General features: G+C 56.4%; 21 protein-coding genes. 15 read left to right on the forward strand and 6 right to left on the reverse strand.

The annotated features are described in order from the left end of the window. The first annotated feature begins 275 nt into the window (after window positions 1-275). Both mltA and tcdA read left to right on the forward strand, forming a co-directional pair. Complete coding sequence (mltA, locus tag NR201_RS19430; RefSeq protein WP_010248620.1) at window positions 276-1,424, forward strand: murein transglycosylase A; 1,149 nt, start codon at window positions 276-278, stop codon at window positions 1,422-1,424. 48 nt (window positions 1,425-1,472) lie between these two features. Beyond that, the gene (gene tcdA, locus NR201_RS19435) at window positions 1,473-2,285 is read left to right on the forward strand and encodes a tRNA cyclic N6-threonylcarbamoyladenosine(37) synthase TcdA (RefSeq protein ID WP_033786744.1); all 813 of its coding nucleotides are present in this window, start codon (window positions 1,473-1,475) and stop codon (window positions 2,283-2,285) included. On the opposite strand, the gene csdE is transcribed toward tcdA, so the two are convergent. Beyond that, entirely contained in the window at window positions 2,264-2,719 is a 456-nt protein-coding gene (gene csdE / locus NR201_RS19440; protein ID WP_010672147.1) for a cysteine desulfurase sulfur acceptor subunit CsdE, read from the reverse strand. The two genes, tcdA and csdE, sit on opposite strands and share 22 nt — an antisense overlap. A 2-nt stretch (window positions 2,720-2,721) precedes the next feature. Further along, window positions 2,722-3,930: a cysteine desulfurase CsdA gene (gene csdA, locus NR201_RS19445; protein WP_061901165.1), complete on the reverse strand. Its 1,209-nt coding sequence runs from the start codon at window positions 3,928-3,930 to the stop codon at window positions 2,722-2,724. A 209-nt stretch (window positions 3,931-4,139) separates the two neighbouring features. Here csdA and NR201_RS19450 point away from each other — a divergent pair, with 209 nt between their 5' ends. From NR201_RS19450 to rlmM, 4 genes are all read left to right on the forward strand, one after another. Beyond that, window positions 4,140-4,364 (forward strand): YgdI/YgdR family lipoprotein, encoded by a 225-nt coding sequence (locus NR201_RS19450; RefSeq protein WP_010248613.1) that lies wholly within the window; start codon window positions 4,140-4,142, stop codon window positions 4,362-4,364. Between the two features lie 334 nt (window positions 4,365-4,698). Continuing rightward, window positions 4,699-5,616 (forward strand): transcriptional regulator GcvA, encoded by a 918-nt coding sequence (locus tag NR201_RS19455; protein WP_003854641.1) that lies wholly within the window; start codon window positions 4,699-4,701, stop codon window positions 5,614-5,616. Window positions 5,617-5,666: 50 nt separating this feature from the next. Continuing rightward, window positions 5,667-6,062, forward strand: coding sequence for a DUF423 domain-containing protein (locus tag NR201_RS19460; RefSeq protein ID WP_010248611.1), 396 nt, complete (start codon window positions 5,667-5,669; stop codon window positions 6,060-6,062). Further along, window positions 6,055-7,155, forward strand: coding sequence for a 23S rRNA (cytidine(2498)-2'-O)-methyltransferase RlmM (gene rlmM / locus NR201_RS19465; RefSeq protein ID WP_256850081.1), 1,101 nt, complete (start codon window positions 6,055-6,057; stop codon window positions 7,153-7,155). The genes NR201_RS19460 and rlmM overlap by 8 nt, the downstream gene beginning before the upstream one ends. Before the next feature lie 24 nt (window positions 7,156-7,179). Here the strand turns inward: rlmM and xni are convergent, their stop codons facing one another. From xni to queF, 3 genes are all read right to left on the reverse strand, one after another. Beyond that, window positions 7,180-7,935: a flap endonuclease Xni gene (gene xni / locus NR201_RS19470; RefSeq protein WP_158131411.1), complete on the reverse strand. Its 756-nt coding sequence runs from the start codon at window positions 7,933-7,935 to the stop codon at window positions 7,180-7,182. 34 nt (window positions 7,936-7,969) lie between these two features. Continuing rightward, window positions 7,970-9,334, reverse strand: a complete 1,365-nt coding sequence (gene ppnN / locus NR201_RS19475) for a nucleotide 5'-monophosphate nucleosidase PpnN (RefSeq protein WP_010248605.1) — start codon at window positions 9,332-9,334, stop codon at window positions 7,970-7,972. Between the two features lie 169 nt (window positions 9,335-9,503). After that, entirely contained in the window at window positions 9,504-10,349 is an 846-nt protein-coding gene (gene queF / locus NR201_RS19480; protein ID WP_256850082.1) for an NADPH-dependent 7-cyano-7-deazaguanine reductase QueF, read from the reverse strand. 62 nt (window positions 10,350-10,411) lie between these two features. Between queF and syd the strand changes: the two genes are divergently transcribed. From syd to NR201_RS19500, 4 genes are all read left to right on the forward strand, one after another. Next, window positions 10,412-10,960: a SecY-interacting protein gene (gene syd, locus NR201_RS19485; protein WP_256850083.1), complete on the forward strand. Its 549-nt coding sequence runs from the start codon at window positions 10,412-10,414 to the stop codon at window positions 10,958-10,960. A 587-nt stretch (window positions 10,961-11,547) separates the two neighbouring features. After that, on the forward strand, window positions 11,548-11,877 hold the full coding sequence (locus NR201_RS19490; protein ID WP_022623807.1) for a YqcC family protein: 330 nt from the start codon (window positions 11,548-11,550) through the stop codon (window positions 11,875-11,877). Continuing rightward, window positions 11,877-12,656: a tRNA pseudouridine(65) synthase TruC gene (truC, locus tag NR201_RS19495; protein ID WP_163762499.1), complete on the forward strand. Its 780-nt coding sequence runs from the start codon at window positions 11,877-11,879 to the stop codon at window positions 12,654-12,656. Before NR201_RS19490 ends, truC begins: the two co-directional genes overlap by 1 nt. A gap of 12 nt (window positions 12,657-12,668) precedes the next feature. Then, window positions 12,669-13,115 carry a flavodoxin gene (locus tag NR201_RS19500; RefSeq protein WP_010248594.1) on the forward strand — a complete coding sequence of 149 codons (447 nt, stop codon included), beginning with the start codon at window positions 12,669-12,671 and terminating at the stop codon, window positions 13,113-13,115. A 78-nt stretch (window positions 13,116-13,193) separates the two neighbouring features. Here NR201_RS19500 and garD read toward each other — a convergent pair whose 3' ends face one another. Beyond that, complete coding sequence (gene garD / locus NR201_RS19505) at window positions 13,194-14,753, reverse strand: galactarate dehydratase (RefSeq protein ID WP_256850084.1); 1,560 nt, start codon at window positions 14,751-14,753, stop codon at window positions 13,194-13,196. Between the two features lie 574 nt (window positions 14,754-15,327). On the opposite strand from garD, the gene NR201_RS19510 reads away from it, so the two are divergent. From NR201_RS19510 to garR, 5 genes are read left to right on the forward strand one after another with little or no spacing between them, the layout of a single operon-like run. After that, complete coding sequence (locus NR201_RS19510) at window positions 15,328-16,689, forward strand: MFS transporter (protein WP_010248591.1); 1,362 nt, start codon at window positions 15,328-15,330, stop codon at window positions 16,687-16,689. Beyond that, window positions 16,686-18,032, forward strand: coding sequence for an enolase C-terminal domain-like protein (locus NR201_RS19515; protein WP_010248589.1), 1,347 nt, complete (start codon window positions 16,686-16,688; stop codon window positions 18,030-18,032). Before NR201_RS19510 ends, NR201_RS19515 begins: the two co-directional genes overlap by 4 nt. Before the next feature lie 10 nt (window positions 18,033-18,042). Beyond that, entirely contained in the window at window positions 18,043-19,374 is a 1,332-nt protein-coding gene (gudD, locus tag NR201_RS19520; RefSeq protein WP_010248587.1) for a glucarate dehydratase, read from the forward strand. Between the two features lie 45 nt (window positions 19,375-19,419). Continuing rightward, window positions 19,420-20,190 carry a 2-dehydro-3-deoxyglucarate aldolase gene (gene garL, locus NR201_RS19525; RefSeq protein WP_033769945.1) on the forward strand — a complete coding sequence of 257 codons (771 nt, stop codon included), beginning with the start codon at window positions 19,420-19,422 and terminating at the stop codon, window positions 20,188-20,190. Between the two features lie 19 nt (window positions 20,191-20,209). After that, window positions 20,210-21,094 (forward strand): 2-hydroxy-3-oxopropionate reductase, encoded by an 885-nt coding sequence (garR, locus tag NR201_RS19530; protein ID WP_010248583.1) that lies wholly within the window; start codon window positions 20,210-20,212, stop codon window positions 21,092-21,094. Window positions 21,095-21,128: the final 34 nt, after the last annotated feature.

Genomic DNA, 21,128 nt, shown 5'->3' on the forward strand with positions numbered 1-21,128 from the left:
GCGGGGGCCGGATTTGAACCGACGACCTTCGGGTTATGAGCCCGACGAGCTACCAGGCTGCTCCACCCCGCGTCCGTGGAAGCGCACTATACTCTCCGCGCTAATTCATGCAACCCCTTTTTGCAGATAAAAGCCAAATTAACAGCCAGTTGCTGAAGGATTCAACCATCTGGTTAATTATTAAACTGATATGCGTGACGTCTGAGCGGATGCATTTCATTCTGTCGGGGGCTTTGCTATCGTCGCGGGGCGAACAGTTATAAAAAGAGAAGATAATGAAATCACATTGGGTGAAGTATGCACTCACTGGCGCGTTAATAACGCTGCTGGCGGCCTGTAGCTCCAAACCGACCGATCGCGGTCAGCAATATAAAGATGGCAAACTGGAACAACCGCTGGCGCTGGTGAATCAGCCCAATGCCAAAGGCGCACCGGTTAATGGCAGAGACTTTGGCGAGCAGGTCCGTCAGATTCAGTCCGCCTCATCCGCCCTGTATAGCCGTCAGAACGGCACCTATAGCGCGATTGAGAGCTGGCTGATGGCGGGTGCCGATACCCGACAGCTTCGTCAGTATGGGCTTAACGCCTGGCAGATGGAGGGAACGGATAACTACGGTAACGTGCAGTTCACCGGTTACTACACACCGGTAGTAGAAGCGCGCTACACCCGTCAGGGTGAATTCCAGTATCCCATCTACCGTATGCCGCCGCGCAAACGCGGAGAAAAATTACCGAGCCGCGCCTCTATCTATAGTGGCGGACTCGATGACCGCTACATCATCGCCTACAGCAATTCCCTGATTGATAACTTCATGATGGATGTGCAGGGCAGTGGTTATGTCGACTTTGGCGATGGCCGCCCGATGACCTTCTTTGGTTACGCCGGTAAAAATGGCTGGGGTTATCACAGCATTGGCAAAGAGCTGATCGATCGCGGTGAAGTGAAGCGCGAAGATATGTCGATGCAGGCGATTCGTCAGTGGGCGCAGGAGCACTCACCGCAGGAGGTCCGTGCGCTGCTGGAAACCAACCCATCATTCGTCTTCTTTAAGGCTGAGCCATTTACGCCGGTGCGCGGTGCCAGCGCAGTTCCGCTGGTGGCGAAAGCCTCCGTTGCGTCTGACCGCTCAATTATTCCGGCGGGCACCGTACTGCTGGCTGAAGTGCCGCAGTTAAATGAGAAGGGCAAATTCAACGGCAAATATGAGATGCGCCTGATGGTGGCACTCGACGTGGGTGGCGCGATTAAAGGCCAGCACTTTGATATCTATCAGGGTATCGGCCCCGACGCTGCGCATCTGGCGGGCTTCTATAATCACTACGGACGCGTCTGGGTAATTAAAGCCGCACCGGGTGCCGGACAACCGCTGTTCTCCAGCCCGCAAAACGGTAATAATGGTTCACTGCTTCTCGGCGCTAACTAACTTCTTCTCTGCGGGCCTTCGGGCCCGCACGACGTAACAGGTTCAACTATGAAAGTGTTAAATGACGCCTGGCATCAGCGCTTTGGCGGCACGGCGCGTCTCTATGGCCAGGATGCGCTGCAACGTTTTGCTGACGCACACTTCTGCGTCATCGGGATTGGCGGTGTCGGATCCTGGGCGGCGGAAGCGCTGGTGCGCACCGGAATTGGTAAAATCACCCTGATTGATATGGATGATGTCTGTATCACCAACACCAACCGACAGCTTCATGCGCTGCAGGGCAACGTCGGCAAAGCTAAAACGGACGTGATGGCAGAACGGCTGCGTGCGATTAATCCTGACTGTGAAGTGATCTGCATTGATGACTTTATTACGCCAGAGAACACCGCCGAACTGATGGCAGCCGGTTTCGACTATGTGATCGATGCTATCGACAGCGTGCGACCGAAAGCGGCGCTGATCGCCTGGTGCCGCCGGAATAAGATCCCGCTGATCACCACCGGTGGCGCGGGTGGGCAGATCGATCCCACTCAGATCCAGGTCGCCGATCTGGCGAAAACCATCCAGGATCCGCTGGCGGCAAAGCTGCGCGAACGACTGAAAAGCCTGGGCGTGGTGAAAAACAGCAAGGGCAAACTTGGCATCGACTGCGTCTTTTCTACCGAAGCGCTGGTCTATCCGCAGGCTGATGGCAGCGTCTGTGCTTCACGCAGCACAGCGGAGGGGCCGAAGAGAATGGATTGCACCTCCGGCTTTGGCGCGGCCACCATGGTAACCGCCACCTTCGGCTTTGTTGCCGTCTCGCATGCGCTGAAGAAGTTTCTGGCGCGTGCTGCCCGTCAGGACGCCGTCAGCGCCTGACGCGCGGCGTGCTCCACTGCGGCGGCCAGCGCCTGCAGGCCGCTGCTGCGGGAGGCACTGAGCTGGGCGCGCAGGCCCAGTTCATCAAACAGTTTTAAGGGATCCATCGCCAGCAGCTGTTGCGGCGTCTGGCCCTCAGCGGCGGTCAGCAGCACGGCCAGCAGGCCGCGCACAATACGTCCTTCACTGTCACCATAGAAATGCAGCGTGCCATCTTCGCGTAACTGGCTGCCCAGCCAGACCCGATTTTCACAACCGCTCAGTTCAATTTCTGCTGTTTTCAGTTCCCCGGGTAAGGCAGGCAACTGGCGGCTCAGCTGGATCAGCTGACGATAACGATCTTCCCACTGATGAAAGCGGCCAAAGCTCTCTTTCAGGCTGGCAACGGTAATCTGTTCGCCAAACGGGTGTGGCGCTAACGGCGATGAATGCATAATCAAAACTCCGATAACAGCGAGATGGCGCTCTTCATAGCGCGCACCAGCGCATCAACATCCTGCAGATTATTATAGGGTGCAAAAGAGGCCCGCAGCGTGCCGCTGACGCCCAGCGCCGCCAGCAACGGCTGCGCGCAGTGCTGGCCAGCGCGCAGGGCGATTCCCTGCTCAGCCAGCAGCGTCACCAGATCGCTGTGATGCAGGCCAGCGAATTCAAATGCCAGCAGGCTGGCATTTGAACAGCGGAAGCTGCGGAAACCGGGTAATTCCGCCAGCTGCTCTTCCGCCAGCGTCGCAAGCTGCTGACTCCAGCGCTCCGCTTCGGGCAGATCGTACTGCCCCAGCCAGCTCAGTGCTGCACTCAGGCCCACCACGCCCGCCACATTCGGGGTGCCAGCCTCAAACCGCCACGGCACCGGCTGCGGCGTGAATCCGCTGAAATCGACATCCGTTATCATCTTACCGCCGCCCTGCCAGGGCTCCATCGCCTCCAGCAGTTCCGCTTTGCCATATAACGCGCCAATGCCCATCGGGCCGTAAATCTTATGTCCGGAAAAGGCGTAAAAGTCGATATCCAGCGCCTGTACGTCAGGCGGACAATGCACCACGCCCTGTGCGCCATCGACCATCACTTTCGCGCCCACGGCGTGAGCCAGCGGTATCGCCTGAGCGAGTGCGGGACACCCGCCGGTGACGTTCGACATCTGTCCGATCGCCAGCAGGCGGGTACGGCTGTTGAGCAGGGCGGGCAGCTGGCTGATATCCGGCAGGCGATCCGCGCCTAACGGCCATTTTACGACGCGGGCACCGCACGCCTGCGCAGCCATCAGCCAGGGCACCAGGTTGGCGTGGTGTTCTGCCTCGCTGACCACAATCTCATCACCAGGCTGTAAGCGCGGGCGCAGCCAGCTGTTCGCCACCAGGTTTATCGCTTCGGTGGTGCCGCGCGTCCAGACAATCTCACGATCGTCAGCGGCATTAAGCCAGCGGGCAACCTGGTTGCGCGCCTGCTCATAGCGATGGGTTAAGGCCTGGGCGGCGGCAAACTGGCTGCGATGGACTGTACCCGCGCTGAGGCTGTAAAACTGCTGCGTGCTGTCAATGACGGCCTGCGGCTTCAGCGTGGTCGCTGCGCTGTCGAGATAAACGCCTGCGTCGGCGAGTGCGGGAAACTGCTGGCGAAATGCGGTGGGATTAAATGCGGTCATGCCTGGTCCATGATAAGAAAAATTAGGACCACACTGAAAGAATGGTCTGCGTCTGGCAAAGCTGGAAAAGCGCGTTATGCTGAATATTGCAAGGTTTGAACCAAACCCGCATAACGATCGGACGTTTACTAGTCGATCTCACTTATCGGCTGCCTCTGGTTAGCGTAACGCGGGTGGTTTGATGCAATCAATCTACAAGGAGATAGCAGATGAAAAAATTAACCGCAGTACTGGCCGTGTGTACCCTGGCTTTTACCCTGAGTGCCTGTTCAAGCAATTACGTGATGCATACCAATGATGGTCGCACCATTGTGGCTGCCGGCAAGCCTAAAGTCGATAACGATACCGGCATGATCAGCTATAAAGATGCGAATGGCAACGAGCAGCAAATCAACCGCTCTGATGTCAAAGAGATGGTAGAGTCTGGCAACTAAGCAGCAAAAAAAAAGCACCGCAATTTGCGGTGCTATTTAAAAATCACTATGGACAGACAGGGTAAATCTACAGGAATTAAGAGTTCGATCCGCAATCGTCGGATCAAAAATTGCAAACACAACATCACGACCACAAGCCAAAAGCTTTCAGAAAATCTGCGAACTCACTCACAAATCTAAAAACTTTTCGTTCCGGCTCAGGAAGTGCGGCAACTATAGGTATTTGCTGGAGGTTCCTCAACGGACAAATTATAATGCCTCGGATTAAAAATTCTAATACGTAAACGCTTTGTATAAGCCAGCGTATTTTTTGCCGATCCGGATACGGAAAACCATGTCGAAACGCCTTCCTCCTCTCAACGCACTGCGTGTTTTTGATGCAGCTGCACGCCATTTAAGCTTTACCAAAGCCGCAGAAGAGCTGTTTGTCACCCAGGCTGCTGTAAGCCATCAGATTAAATCTCTGGAAGATTTTCTGGGGTTAAAGCTATTTCGCCGGAGGAATCGTTCGCTATTACTGACCGAAGAAGGACAAAGCTACTATCTCGATATCAAAGAGATTTTCTCGGCAATCAACGAAGCGACCCGCAAACTGCAGGCGCGCAGTGCCAAGGGTGCGCTGACCGTTAGTTTACTGCCGAGCTTTGCCATTCAGTGGCTGGTTCCCCGCCTCTCCAGCTTTAATATGGCTTATCCGGGAATCGACGTGCGTATCCAGGCGGTTGACCGCGACGAAGAGAAACTGGCCGACGATGTCGACGTGGCGATTTTTTACGGCCGGGGTAACTGGCCCGGCCTGCGGGTTGAAAAACTCTACGCCGAATATCTGCTGCCTGTCTGTTCACCGTCGCTGATGACCGGGGATAATCCGCTAAAAACACCGATGGATCTGTCGCGTTTTACTCTGCTGCATGATGCCTCCCGCCGGGACTGGCAATCTTATATCCGGCAACTGGGCCTGCAGCATATCAATGTGCAGCAGGGGCCAATCTTCAGCCACAGCGCCATGGTATTGCAGGCGGCGATTCATGGTCAGGGCGTGGCGCTGGCGAATAACGTCATGGCGCAGAGCGAAATAGAAGCCGGGCGATTAATCTGCCCGTTTAATGATGTATTAGTCAGTAAAAACGCTTTTTATCTGGTTTGTCATGACAGTCAGGCAGAACTGGGTAAAATAGCCGCCTTCCGACAGTGGATCCTGGAAAAAGCTGCAACCGAACAAGAAAAATTCCGCTTTCGCTATCAACAATAACGTATTGATTTATTTGCATTCAGATGCAAAAGGACTCTGAGGATCGGTTAATGTCCAGTCGTGCCATGTTTGTTTTTTCGGCTATCAGCGGATTTCTGCTGGTGGCTTTTGGCGCATTTGGTGCCCACGTTTTAAGTCAGTCGCTTGGTGCGGCTGAAATGGCCTGGATTCATACCGGGCTGGAATATCAGGCTTATCACACCTTAGCGGTGATGGGGCTGGGTGCTGCGATGTTACGCCGCGCCAATATCTGGTTTTACTGGAGCAGTGCGCTGATGGCGCTCGGCACCGTGCTGTTTAGTGGCAGCCTCTATTGTCTGGCGCTGTCACATCTGAAGTTTTGGGTTTTTATCACACCCGTGGGCGGGGTCTGTTTCCTCGCCGGTTGGGTATTGATGTTGATTGGCGCGCTGCGTCTTAAACGAAAGGCAGAACGCCATGAATAAAGTTTTACTCTATTGTCGCCCCGGTTTTGAAAAAGAGTGTGCGGCGGAAATCAGCGCCAAAGCGGCTGAACGTGAAATCTACGGCTTTCCACGGGTTAAAGATGACTCTGGCTACGTGCTGTTTGAGTGCTATCAGTTTGAAGATGCCGAGCGGCTGGCACGTGAGTTGCCGTTTGACGAGCTGATTTTTGCCCGTCAGATGCTGGTCGTCGGCGAAATGCTGCGTGACCTGCCGCAGGAAGATCGCATTACCCCGATTGTCGGCATGCTGACCGGCGTATTGGAAAAGGGCGGCGAACTGCGTGTTGAAGTGCCAGACACCAACGAAGCCAAAGAGCTGACTAAGTTCTGCCGCAAGTTCACCGTGCCGCTGCGCTCGGCACTGCGTGAAAGCAAGATCCTGTTGAATTATGAGAGCCCGAAGCGCCCGGTCGTGCATGTGTTTTTCATCGCACCGGGCACCTGTTACGTCGGCTACTCCATCCGGGAAAACAGCTCGCCGTTTTACATGGGTATTCCACGCCTTAAGTTCCCCTCCGATGCGCCAAGCCGTTCCACCCTTAAGCTGGAGGAGGCGTTTCACGTCTTTATCCCTGCGGATGAGTGGGATGAGCGTTTAGCCAGCGGCATGTACGCCGTGGATCTCGGTGCCTGTCCGGGCGGCTGGACCTATCAGCTGGTGCAGCGCAGCATGATGGTGTATGCGGTGGACAACGGACCGATGGCACCGAGCCTGATGGATACGGGCCAGGTGATGCACGAGAAAGCGGATGGCTTTAAATTCCGTCCGCCACGCACCAACATCAGCTGGCTGGTGTGTGACATGGTGGAGAAGCCGGTGCGCGTGGCTAACCTGATGACCGACTGGCTGGTCAACGGCTGGTGCCGTGAAGCGATCTTCAACCTTAAGTTGCCCATGAAAAAGCGCTATGAAGAGGTGACGCAGAATCTGGCCATGATGCAGGAACGATTTGATGATAATGGCATTAACGTGCAGATTCGCGCTCGTCAGCTTTATCATGACCGCGAAGAGGTGACCGTACATGTGCGCCGAATCTGGGCGGCTGCCGGTGGTCGTCGCGACGAACGTTAATCGCCGGGCTGAGTGCAAGGGCACTCAGCCGGTATAACGCAGCGTATTCAGATTGCCCTGCAGCACCAGATCCCGCTTCAGGGTTGCGACCTGACGGCTGATCTCTGCCATCTGCCGACCCTCAGCGAGCTTCTCCCGCCATCTGGCTGGCACCTGATCCAGTTGCTGATAGATCCCTTCAAGCGTGTGAAACTCTGTCAGCAGCTGTTTCGCGCTTTTCGGACCGATGCCGGTGATGCCCGGAATTTTACTGCTGCTGATGCCGCACAACCCCCAGTAGTCGGGTAACCGCTGGGGCGCCACACCAAATTCAGCCTCGATAAAAGGCAGATCAAGCCAGCGTTTCTGGAAGTAGTCGCGGATGCGGATCTCGGGTGCCAGCAGCTGACAGTAGCCTTTGTCGGTTGAAACAATGGTGGCCTGATGTCCGGCCTGAGCCATTTTCACCGCCAGCGTCGCCGCTAAATCATCCGCCTCATCCTCGCCCGCTATCCAGCAGCTTACGCCTGCGGCGCGAAAGGCCTCCTGTAACGCCGGCATCTCTGCCTGTAAATCGTCTGGCATCGGCGGGCGACCGCTTTTGTAATCGGGTAGCAGCTGATGACGCCAGCCCTGATGACGCGCTTCGCCATCAAATACCGCCACCGCATGAGTCGGATGGGCGTGACCCAGTATCTGGCGCAGCGCGGCCACGCAGCCTTCGACACAGGGGGAGCCCTGTACCGCATGCAGACGGCGAATCAGATTCAATGCGTCAACAATAACAAGATGAAGAGCCATGAGAGTATGGGCAGCCCGGGGGCTGCCTCCTGGTTTATTTGATAATTTCGTAGCAGGGAATGTAGGCGGTGCCTGGCAGTTTCATGCGTTGCTGTGCAACGAATCCCTGAAGCAGCTCATCCATGCGGTGCATGATGTCGGGGTCGCCATGGAGTTTGTAGCGTCCCTTCTCACGGATTTCGCGGATGCCCATCTCTTTGACGTTACCGGCTACGATGCCTGAGAAGGCGCGGCGCAGGTCAGCAGCCAGCTTTTCGGGTGGCTGATTGGTGTAGAGATTGAGATTCGCCATGTTTTCATGGGTTGGCAGGAACGGCACCTGCAGATCGGGTTCAATGCGAATCGACCAGTTAAAGCTGTAAGCATCGCCGGTTTCGCGACGATTCTCTTTTACCTGCGGCATCGCTTTCTTCATCAGACGCGCCACTTCGGCTGCATCGTTGATGATGATCTGATAATGCTTACGCGCCTGTTCGCCCAGGGTGTTAACGATGAAATCATCCAGCACGCGGAAGTAGTCGGCGCTCTCTTCCGGCCCGGTCAGGATCAGCGGTAATACCTGATCGCTGTTCTGCGGATTCATCAGGATGCCCAGCAGATAGAGCAACTCTTCTGCGGTCCCTACGCCGCCCGGGAAAATGATAATGCCATGGGCGATGCGCACAAAAGCTTCCAGACGTTTTTCGATGTCCGGCATGATGATCAACTCATTCACCAGCGGATTCGGCGGTTCTGCCGCAATGATGGAGGGTTCGGTCAGGCCGATAAAGCGGCTGTCACGATAGCGCTGCTGAGCATGGCCTACGGCGGCCCCTTTCATTGGCGCTTCCATCACGCCCGGCCCGCAGCCGGTACAGATGTTCAGTTCACGCAGTCCAAGCTGAGTTCCGACATTGCGGCAATACTGGTACTCAACGGCGTTGATCGAGTGACCGCCCCAGCAGACCACGGTGTTGGGATACTCGCCGATGTGCAGCGCCCGCGCGTTACGCAGAATGGAAAACACGGTGTTGGTGATAGTGGCGGAGTCATTTTCTTCAGCCGCAGTTAACCGACCCGGCATGTTGAGCTGGCCGCTGACAAACAGGATGTCACGCAGCACCGCAAACAGGTTAGCCTGCAGTGAACGGATGATACGGCCATCCACAAACGCCTCTTCCGGTGGATTGATCAGCTCCAGTTTGACGCCGCGCTCACGGCGCAACACATTGATGTCGAAATTTTCAAAGCGGGAGAGCAGCTCCTGGCTGCTGTCAGTCTGGCTGCCGGAGTTAAGCACGGCAAGAGAGCAGTTGCGAAACAGCTGGTAGAGGTCGCTGCTGGCTGTGCGCTTGAGCATATCGACTTCCAGCTGTGAAAGCAGATCCATTGAGCCAAGAGGGCTGATATGGGTAATCAAATGAACTCCTTTACACCCGCCTGGGTGCGTGTTGGCACTGCAACGGCAGTGACGAAAATCCCTGGTCGGCCACCCGCAGGTAGCCGCCATCACCAGAGTAGCCTTGTCGGCCCGCACAGCTCAAGCGGAACTGCGCTTAGTGCATGCAGCCTGCGAGAAGTCTCGCAAACTACTGACGGACCAGCCGCGAAAAACCGGGCGAGAAGGGCACATTAGTGCGCCATGGATTGATATCCAGCCCGCCACGACGGGTGTAGCGTGCATACACCGTCAGCACTTCCGGATGGCAGAAACGCATCACATCATTAAAAATGCGTTCGACACACTGCTCGTGAAATTCGTTGTGCTGGCGGAATGAGACCAGATAGCGCAGCAACGCTTCACGGTCGATACGCGGGCCTTTATAACGAATCATCACGGAGCCCCAGTCGGGCTGATTGGTAATCAGACAGTTTGACTTGAGCAGGTGGCTGACCAGCGTCTCTTCAACGATTTCGCTGCCCGCAGCATCGGCCAGATAGTCAGCATTGAAGCGGTAATCCTCTATGGCGATATCCTGCTCATCAATACAAACCCCCTCAAAATGGCCGATGGGCTGACCTTCCACTTCATTGAGACGGAACAGCGCGACCCGCGCTTCACCTTCAGCACAGGCACTCAGGTCCCGCTCCAGCGTCTGACGAACCTCGCCCCAGTCGGCAAAGCGGGTCTGGTTGAAACTGTTAAGGTAGAGCTTGAAGCTTTTTGACTCGATAAGGTTGCGGCTCTGCGCATCGAGCACCACTTCGCCAACGGCAACCTGTGGCAGACCTTTGCTGTTGAGCCACGAGAGTTCATACAGGGTCCAGATATCACTGCCGGTAAAGGGCAGACTATCGGGAAACAGGCCAAGGGGTTCACGATTCAGGCTGCGCGGCACCGCCTGCAGTAAGCTGTTGTCATAATGATCGTGATAGGCTGTGGGTTTGCCCAGCGTCAGGTTGCTGAGTGCCTGATCCTGTTCGTGAGTAGTCATTGCGGTTACCACCAAAATTAATCAAAGTGGCTAAGTGTAACCCATCAGAAGTGAGAATATGAATGATGCAGCAAACTGCCGCCGCGTTGCGCGACTTTACCACCCGGTACTGCCAGCACTGGCTTCAGCAGGCCGGGCATGCGCCGGCCAGCAGCGATCTCTTTGGTGTACCTTCGCCCTGTGCCCTGGAGGATCGCGATCAGCGGGTCGTCTGGCAGCCGCAGCCTTTTACTCTGCCACAGACGCTGGATGCGGTTGAGCGGGCGATCGACATCCAGCTCCAGCCGCAGATCACGGCTTTCTATACCACGCAGTTTGCCGGCGATATGCAGGCCAGTTTTGGTGAGAATCAACTGACACTCTTACAGGTCTGGAATGAGGATGATTTCCTGCGTTTACAGGAGAATCTGATCGGGCATCTGGTGATGCAGCGCCGCCTTAAACAGTCGCCTACGCTGTTTATCGCCACCACCGAGTCAGAACAGGAGATCATCTCGCTTTCTAATCTCAGCGGCGAAGTGATTCTGGAGCAGCCCGGCGGTAAACAGCGTGTAAAATTAGCGGAAACGCTTGAGATATTTCTTAAGTCATTACAACCGGTTATCATCTGAGTTGCAGTGATTTGCCCCTGGTCTTGTGAGACATCTCTTACATGTGCTGTGAGAGATCGCTATATAACAGGTGAGACTTCCGGAAGGCTGAGATGTAAAAATATTGTGAATCATCAACTTAATGGCGTTTATCTGAATTTACGCCGCACATTTCGTAAAGTTCTGCTGTGAGTACCTTGTGCACGTAACGAGTTCTGTCAAAATGTTTCGCACTGCAGGAGGCTCAGGAAAAAGATATCGTCAGGATGATGATAAGCCATGAGGCAGGAACGTAACGGAGCTTACGGCACACGGAAGGTTTCAGGATGAAACAGGATCGCTCAGGATTGAGCAAGGGACACCTCCAGGATGGAGAATGAGAACCCCCTCAGAAGAGGTGGTGGGCCAGGATGCTAAGGATACATCAGGACGATGCGCGACAGGAGTTCGCACTGGACAAGTTGTCATGGAAGAGCAGGGAGCATTAACGTGGCGGGATGGCTGCAAACGAACCGGGAGCACTGTTTATACAGTGCTCCCTTTTTTTGTGCCTGTGCCAACAAGTGATATGCTTGCCGCCCATTTTTGACTGCTCGCGGAGGTGGCGCATGACGCCTGAACAATTGATTACGCAACGGCTGGAACAACTGGAAGCGGTGATGCGTGAGCATCATCTCTGGCAGAGTACCCCGCCGGCCGAGGGGGCGCTCGAGAGCCGCGAACCCTTTTGCCTGGATACGCTGGAGCCGCTGCAGTGGCTCCAGTGGGTGTTAGTCCCGCGGATGCATGCCCTGATTGCGGCCCGACATCCGTTACCACAAAATTTTGCCGTGGCCCCCTATTATGAGGTGGCTCTGGTGCCTGACCAGCCGGGTATTGCGCCGCTGTTGCTGACCCTGCGTCAACTTGATGCGTTAATCACGGATGCTGCCCACTGATGCTGGAGATACTCTATCAGGATGAGTGGCTGGTTGCCGTCAACAAGCCCAGCGGCTGGCTGGTTCATCGCAGCTGGCTGGATCGCCATGAAACGGTGTTTGTGATGCAGACCGTTCGTGATCAGATTGGGCAGCATGTGTTTACGGCGCATCGTCTCGACAAGCCCACGTCAGGGGTACTGCTGATGGGGCTCTCCAGTGAAGTCGGACGTCTGCTTTCCCTGCAGTTTGAACAGCACCAGATGCAGAAAACCTACCACGCTGTGGTTCGCGGCTGGCTGGAGAGCAGCGGGACGCTCGATTATCCACTGGTGGAAGAGCTGGATAAGATTGCCGATAAACACGCCACGGAAGCGCGCACCGCACAGCCCGCGGTCACCGATTATCAGTCACTGGCAACGGTCGAGATGCCGGTCGGCATTGGCCGTTATCCCACTTCGCGTTATAGCCTGGTTGAACTGGCTCCTAAAACCGGTCGCAAGCATCAGCTGCGTCGTCATATGTCACACCTGCGTCATCCGATTATTGGCGATTCGGCGCACGGCGATCTGCGTCAGAACCGGGGTGCTGCCGAACATTTTGGCGCTAACCGCCTGATGCTGCACGCCAGCAGCCTGGCATTAACTCATCCGGTAACCGGTGAACCGTTGCTGCTTCGCGCCGGACTGGATGGCGTCTGGCAGAATCTGATGAGCCAGTTTGGCTGGCAGGATCGCATTCCTGAGGTGCCGCGGGTTGAGTTTGACGCAGCGCCAGGACAGGATAACGTTTCAGAATAAGGGAGAAAGCAGATGGCAAAGATTGGCATTTTTGTAGGTACGGTATATGGCAATGCGCTACTGGTCGCGGAAGAAGCAGAGCCCATTCTGCAGCAGCAGGGGCACAGCGTAACGGTGTTTGACGATCCGACGCTGGCTGACTGGCAAAACTATGCCAGCGACGTGGCGTTAATTGTCACTTCTACTACCGGGCATGGCGATTTTCCCGACACGATTTCAGGTCTGTTTCATGCGATAAAAGATCAGCTCGGTCATCAGCCCGCGCTGCGCTATGGCGTGATTGCGCTGGGTGACAGCAGCTATGACCATTTCTGTGGCGCGGGTAAAACCTTTGACGCGCTGCTGCAGGAGCAGGGCGCTCAGCGGGTTGGTGAGGTGTTACTGGTTGATGCCACTGAAAATCCGGAACCGGAGGCGGTTACCTCGCCGTGGGTTGAAGCCTGGGGCGCGCAGCTCTGATTGCAAGGCCAGGCTTATCTCTGCCTTAACAGAGATAAGCCTGTAGTGTGCGCACGGCGATATCCGTTGAGTGCACTGTCAGGTGACAGGCGCCGGGTTAAACACCGCCAGCTGATTACGAATGCCCCAGCGATCGGACCAGGTCTGCTTCCTGCCACTGGCGATATCCAGAATCAACTCAAACAGTCGCCAGCCCACCTGCTCAATACTCTCTTCACCGGTAGCAATCGTCCCGGCATTGATGTCCATCAGATCGTGCCAGCGCTCTGCCAGCGCATTACGCGTCGCCATCTTGATCACCGGAATTGCGGCCAGACCGTAAGGCGTACCGCGACCAGTAGTAAACACCTGCAGGGTGATACCGGATGCCAGCTGCTGTGTACCGCAGACAAAATCACTGGCGGGCGTGGCCGCGTAGATCAATCCGCGTCGCGTGGGCCGCTGGCCGGGCGAGAGCACTTCAACAATGGCGCTGCGTCCCGATTTTGCGATCGAGCCAAGCGCTTTTTCCACCACGTTCGCCAGCCCGCCTTTCTTATTGCCCGGCGACGGGTTAGCGCTGCGATCGGTCTGGCCCTGGTCGAGGTAATTATCATACCAGGCCATCTCCTCCAGTAAGCGCTTACCGACTTCCTGATTAATCACCCGCGGCGTCAGCAGGTGAATCGCATCACGCACTTCAGTGACTTCGGAGAACATCACGGTGGCACCGCAACGCACCAGCAGATCAGAGGCAAAGCCCACTGCAGGATTTGCCGTCACGCCCGAAAACGCATCGCTGCCACCACACTGCATGCCGACAATCAGTTCTGCTGCAGAGCAGGTTTCGCGCTGGCGCTGATTCAGCCGCTGGAGATGACGCTCCGCCACCTGCAGAATCTCATTGACCATCGCGCCAAAGCCCACCAGCTTTTCATCCTGCAGACGCACGATGTCATGTTCGTCCAGCGAAATCGCCTGCACGTCGGGGGTGCCAGTCAGCAGACGCTCTGGCTGTAACTTTTCACAGCCGAGGCTGACGATCATCACTTCGCCGCCGAAATTCGCATTCAGCGCCAGGTTATGAATGGTGCGAATCGGCACGACCGCCGCCGGTGCGTTGATCGCCACACCACAGCCATAAAGGTGGTTCAGGGCAACCACACCATCCACGTTCGGATAGCGCGGCAGTAAATCCCGTTCAATGATCTGTACGACATGATCCACCACACCGGCCACGCAGTGGACGCTGGTGGTGATGCCGAGCAGGTTACGCGTGCCTACGCTGCCATCCGCATTGCGGTAACCTTCAAAGGTATAGCCCTCCAGCGGCGGCAAATCAGGCGGAACCTGGGTGGCTAGCGGCAGACTCTCCAGCGGAGGGGCTTCCGGCAGCGCGACCAGTGACTCATCAATCCAGCTGCCCTGGGCAATATCCCGCAATGCATAGCCAATGACTTCGCCATAACGCACGATTTCTGCACCCTGATTAATCGCGCTCAGCGCCACTTTGTGGCCCTGCGGCACATGCTCAGTGAGGGTCAGGCCATCCGCAAACTGCGTATCGGCTGGCAGACCCAGGCTGTTAACCACAATCGCCACATTGTCGTGCTCATGGACTTTGATATAGAGCGGTTGTTCATCTGTTTTTGGGTTCATCGCTCACCTTCCCGTCTGTCGTACCGTACTTGTGCGGCACGCTGTAATGATCTGACCTGTCACGCCCTTGTTTGCCAGCTTCAGTATAGGGAGGCGGGGCGGGTCGCGCATTGTGCAAATGACCACCATTAAGGCAATTCGTCTCGCTGTTTTGGGTCGATTATCCAAAAGCAAGTGAAGACCCTCACAAACAGCGTGGGAAAGCGTTATCCGGGGCGGATTTTGCACGGGTATTTGCCACTTTCGTGAGCTATACCGCAGGCTTTTGTGCATCCGCAAGACAATCACTTCAATAAGGCGATTATTCCAGGGCGATGCGCCAATGTGATCGCCACAGGCTGTTCTTATACTGAGTTCCGTTAGCCAAAGTCAGGTTATCTGTCACGACGTATTATTCATCCGAAAGAGGTTGCCTGGAGTTATTACCGGCCGCGGCTGCCAGACGCCGGATGGATAAATAAAGTTTGCCAAAACAAAAAGATCGCCGTGTTTAACCCAACTTCTCTCTGATACCCAACGCGATGTGTATGCAGTCAGAGCGAATGTAGCTCACGCTATATTTCAGGAGTGCATCATGAATAGTTTCAGCCAGACCGCGGAAACGGTGCAGAAACGCACCAATGCCCGTTACTGGATTGTGGTGATGTTATTTATCGTCACCTCATTCAACTACGGTGACCGCGCAACGATTTCGATTGCCGGTTCGGCGATGTCAAAAGATATTGGCCTCGATTCGGTCGGACTCGGCTATATCTTCTCTGCCTTCTCATGGGCGTATGTTATTGGTCAGATTCCGGGCGGCTGGCTGCTTGACCGCTTCGGCTCAAAACGCGTCTATTTCTGGAGCATCTTTACCTGGTCGCTCTTTACCTTTTTGCAAGGGTTCGTCGATCTGTTCAGCGGCTTCGGCATCATCATGTCGCTGTTTATTCTGCGCTTCCTGGTGGGACTGGCCGAAGCGCCCTCTTTCCCTGGCAACAGCCGCATCGTCGCGGCCTGGTTTCCGGCGCAGGAGCGCGGCACGGCCGTGGCGATCTTCAACTCGGCCCAATACTTCGCCACCGTTATCTTCGCGCCCATCATGGGCTGGCTGGTCTCTTCCGTGGGCTGGGCGCACGTGTTCTGGTTTATGGGCGGCCTGGGCATCATCCTCAGTTTCATCTGGCTGAAAGTGATCCACGATCCCACCGATCACCCTGGCGTGAATAAAGCCGAACTGGAGTACATGGAGCAGGGCGGTGCGCTGATCAACATGGATGTCAAAAAGGATAGCCGCAAAGTGAGCTGGAGCGAGAAGTGGTTCCAGATCAAACAGCTGCTGACGTCACGCATGATGCTGGGTATCTACCTCGGTCAGTACTGCGTTAACGCCTTAACCTACTTTTTTATCACCTGGTTCCCGGTCTATCTGGTACAGGCGCGCGGCATGTCGATTCTCAAAGCGGGCTTTATTGCCTCGATTCCGGCGGTGTGCGGCTTCCTCGGCGGCGTACTGGGCGGGGTGATCTCCGACTGGCTGATGCGTAAAACCGGCTCGCTGAATATCGCGCGTAAAACGCCGATCGTGCTCGGCATGCTGCTCTCTATTTCGATGGTGATGTGTAACTACACCGATACCGAATGGGTGGTGGTGTTCTTCATGGCACTGGCGTTCTTTGGTAAAGGCATTGGTGCGCTGGGCTGGGCGGTGATGGCAGATACTGCGCCGAAAGAGATCAGTGGCCTGAGCGGCGGTCTGTTCAACATGTTCGGTAACTTCTCTGGCATCGTGACGCCTATCGCCATCGGTTACATCATCGCCACCAGCGGCTCCTTTGAAGGCGCGCTGATCTATGTCGGTATTCATGCCTTTGTCGCCGCATTCAGCTTCCTGGTGATCGCGGGCGATATCAAACGTGTCGAACTGAAAACCTGGCCCGGTAAGGATGCATTATGAATACGCAAAGTTCGCCGGTGATTACTGAGATGCAGGTTATCCCGGTCGCCGGTTATGACAGCATGCTGCTCAATATTGGCGGTGCGCACAACGCCTGTTTTACCCGCAATATTGTGGTTCTCACTGACAGCGCCGGTCACACCGGCGTCGGTGAAGCTCCCGGCGGCGACACCATCTATCAGACGCTGGTTGAGGCGATTCCGCAGGTGAAAGGCCAGCAGATTGCGCGAATGAACCGTCTGGTGCAGCAGGTGCACAAAGGCAATCAGTCGGCTGACTTCACCACCTTTGGCAACGGTGCCTGGACTTTTGAGTTGCGGGTCAACGCGGTAGCCGCGCTGGAAGCAGCGCTGCTCGATCTGCTGGGACAGTGTCTGGGCGTACCGGTGGCTGAACTGCTGGGGCCAGGTAAACAGCGTGATGAAGTGACGGTGCTGGGCTATCTGTTCTATCTCGGCGACCGCCGCAAGACCGATCTGCCCTATCTGAGTGGTGAGCAGGCCAGCCACGACTGGTATCACCTGCGTCATCAGGAAGCGCTGACCAGCGATGCCGTGGTGCGGCTGGCTGAGGCGGCTGCGGATAAATATGGCTTCAAAGATTTTAAGCTCAAAGGCGGCGTGTTGCCGGGCGAGCAGGAGATTGCCACCGCGGCGGCGCTGAAGCAGCGCTTTCCCGACGCCCGCATTACGGTCGACCCGAACGGCGCCTGGCTGCTGGACGAGGCGATAGCGCTGTGTAAAGGGATGCAGGATGTGCTGAGCTACGCTGAAGATCCGTGCGGCGCGGAGCAGGGCTATTCGGGACGTGAAGTGATGGCCGAGTTCCGGCGCGCAACCGGCTTACCGGTGGCCACCAATATGATCGCCACCAACTGGCGAGAGATGAATCACGCGGTGATGCTCAATGCGGTCGATATTCCGCTGGCGGATCCTCACTTCTGGACGCTGAGCGGCGCTGTGCGGGTCGCGCAGCTCTGCGATGAGTGGGGCCTCACCTGGGGCTGCCACTCCAATAACCACTTCGATATTTCGCTGGCGATGTTCACCCATGTGGGTGCGGCGGCGCCAGGTAATCCTACCGCGATTGATACCCACTGGATCTGGCAGGAGGGCGATCAGCGCCTGACGAAAAATCCGCTGCAAATCCGCAACGGGAAAATTGCCGTACCGGATGCGCCGGGTCTGGGCATTGAGCTCGACTGGGAGCAGGTAAACAAAGCCAATCAGCTTTATCAGTCACTGCCCGCCGGTGCGCGTAACGACGCCACGGCGATGCAATATCTGGTCCCCGGCTGGACATTTGATCGCAAACGCCCGGCATTTGGCCGTGCAACAGCATAAGGAGCAGGAGATGAGTTCAACACCGAAAGTCACCGCCATGCAGGTTATTCCGGTCGCAGGCTACGACAGCATGCTGCTGAACCTCAGCGGCGCTCACTCGCCATTCTTTACCCGCAACATTGTGATTATCAAAGATAACGCCGGACACACCGGCGTCGGCGAAATCCCGGGCGGCGAAAAAATACGCCAGACGCTGGAAGATGCGGCGTCGCTGGTGATTGGCAAAACCGTGGGCGAATACAAAAACATTCTCAGCCTGGTGCGCAGCACCTTCGCCGACCGCGATGCCAGCGGGCGCGGCACCCAGACCTTCGATCTGCGCACCACTATTCATGTGGTGACCGGCATTGAAGCGGCGCTGCTCGACCTGCTGGGTCAGCATCTGGAGGTTAATGTGGCCTCGCTGCTGGGCGACGGACAGCAGCGCGACCGCGTTGAGATGCTCGGCTATCTGTTCTACATCGGCGACCGCCGCAAAACGTCCCTCTCTTACCAGAGCCAGGAGAGCGATCCCTGCGACTGGTATCGCCTGCGCCACGAAGAGGCGCTAACGCCGGAGACGGTGGTGCGGCTGGCGGAAGCGGCGTATGAGAAATATGGTTTCAACGATTTCAAACTCAAAGGCGGCGTACTGCGCGGCGGCGAAGAGGCCGAAGCGGTCACAGCGCTGGCTAAGCGTTTTCCTGAAGCCCGTATCACCCTTGATCCCAACGGGGCCTGGTCGCTCAACGAAGCGATCATGCTCGGCAAACAGCTCAAAGATGTGCTCGCCTACGCAGAAGATCCCTGTGGCGCGGAGCAGGGTTACTCCGGCCGTGAAGTGATGGCGGAGTTCCGCCGCGCCACCGGCATGCCAACCGCCACCAATATGATCGCCACCGACTGGCGTCAGATGGGCCATACCCTGTCGCTGCAGTCGGTGGACATTCCGCTGGCAGATCCGCACTTCTGGACCATGCAGGGTTCGGTGCGGGTAGCACAGATGTGTCACGACTTCGGCCTGACATGGGGCTCGCACTCCAATAACCACTTCGACATTTCGCTGGCGATGTTCACCCACGTCGCCGCTGCCGCGCCGGGCGCGATCACCGCCATTGATACCCACTGGATCTGGCAGGAGGGCAATCAGCGCCTGACCAAAGAGCCATTCCAGATCAAAGGCGGCATGGTGCAGGTACCGCAGAAGCCCGGTCTCGGCGTCGAGCTGGATATGGATCAGGTGATGCAGGCCAACGCGCTCTATCAGAAGCAGGGGCTGGGCGCGCGTGACGATGCCGAAGCGATGCAATTTTTAGTGCCGGGATGGACCTACGACAACAAACGTCCCTGCCTGGTACGTTAACCTTTTCGGCTCCCCACGGGGAGCCATCGTCACAGGAGTTTAACCATGAGTAATGCAGCCTGGCCAAATGGATTTCGTCGTCGTTTGTTAGCGGGTGAAACCCTGATCGGCAGCTGGTGTGCGCTTGCCAGCCCGATCTCTACCGAGATTTTAGGGCTGGCCGGTTTTGACTGGCTGGTCCTGGATGGCGAACACGCGCCCAACGATATCACCACGTTTGTGCCGCAGCTGATGGCGCTTAAAGGCAGCCACAGTGCGCCCGTGGTGCGTCCGCCCTGCAACGAGCCGGTGATTATTAAGCGTCTGCTGGATATCGGGTTTAACAACTTCCTGGTGCCATTTGTCGAGACCGAAGAGGAAGCAGTGCGTGCCGTCGCCTCAACCCGCTATCCGCCAGCCGGCATTCGCGGTGTCTCAGTTTCGCATCGCAGCAACATGTACGGCACCCTGCCCGATTACAACAGCACCATCAATGACAACGTCACGGTGCTGGTGCAGATCGAAACCCAGCAGGCGGTCGATAACATTGACGCCATCGCGGCGGTTGACGGTGTCGACGGTATTTTTGTCGGGCCGGGCGATCTCTCTGCTGCGCTGGGCTATCTCGGTCAGCCTGCGCATCCTGAAGTGCTGAAAGTGATTAAACACATTTTTGAACGCGCCAAAGCCGCCGGTAAGCCGAGCGGCATTCTGGCACCGGTGGAAGCGGACGCGCGTCGTTATCTGGAGTGGGGTGCCACTTTTGTCGCCGTCGGCAGCGATGTCGGTATGTTCCGCAACGCCTCTCAGGCGTTATGCGACAAATTTAAGCGCTAATCAATCAAGGGGAAACGCAATGAAAATTGGATTTATCGGCCTGGGTATTATGGGCAAACCAATGAGTAAAAATCTGGTGAAAGCCGGTTATTCGCTGGTGGTGCGCGATCATAACGCTGACAACGAAGCGGAACTGACTGAACTGGGCGCGACCGTGGCGAAATCGCCAAAAGAGGTGGCTGAGCAGTGCGATGTGGTGATTACCATGGTGCCCAACTCGCCGCAGGTCATCGAAGTCTGCCTGGGTAAAAATGGCATTATCGAAGGGGCGAAGCCAGGCCTGGTGGTCATCGACATGAGCTCAATTGCGCCGCTGGCGAGCCGTGAAGTCCACGATGCGCTGGCAGAAAAAGGGATCAAAATGCTGGATGCGCCGGTCAGTGGCGGTGAACCCAAAGCGATTGAAGGCACGCTCTCTGTGATGGTCGGCGGTGATAAAGCGGTGTTCGATACCTGCTACGACATCATGAAATCGATGGCGGGATCGGTGGTGCATACCGGCGACATCGGTGCGGGTAACGTGACTAAGCTGGCCAACCAGGTGATTGTGGCACTGAATATTGCGGCGATGTCCGAGGCGTTATCACTGGCGACCAAAGCGGGTGTGAATCCGGATCTGGTCTATCAGGCGATTCGTGGCGGCCTGGCCGGCAGCACGGTACTGGATGCCAAAGCGCCCATGGTGATGGATCGCAACTTCAAACCCGGCTTCCGCATTGACCTGCATATCAAAGATCTGGCGAACGCGCTGGATACCTCGCACAGCATCGGCGCGCATCTGCCGTTGACGGCGGCGGTGATGGAGATGATGCAGGCGCTGCGTAACGACGGGCAGGGTAGCGCCGACCACAGCGCGCTGGCCTGCTATTATGAGAAGTTAGCGAAGGTTGAAATCGCCCGCTAAAACCCGGTGTCGGTCTCTGCGGAAACCGGACTGG

The organism is Pantoea sp. Fr-CA_6, from assembly GCF_024520895.1.
Classification (GTDB): domain Bacteria; phylum Pseudomonadota; class Gammaproteobacteria; order Enterobacterales; family Enterobacteriaceae; genus Pantoea; species Pantoea agglomerans.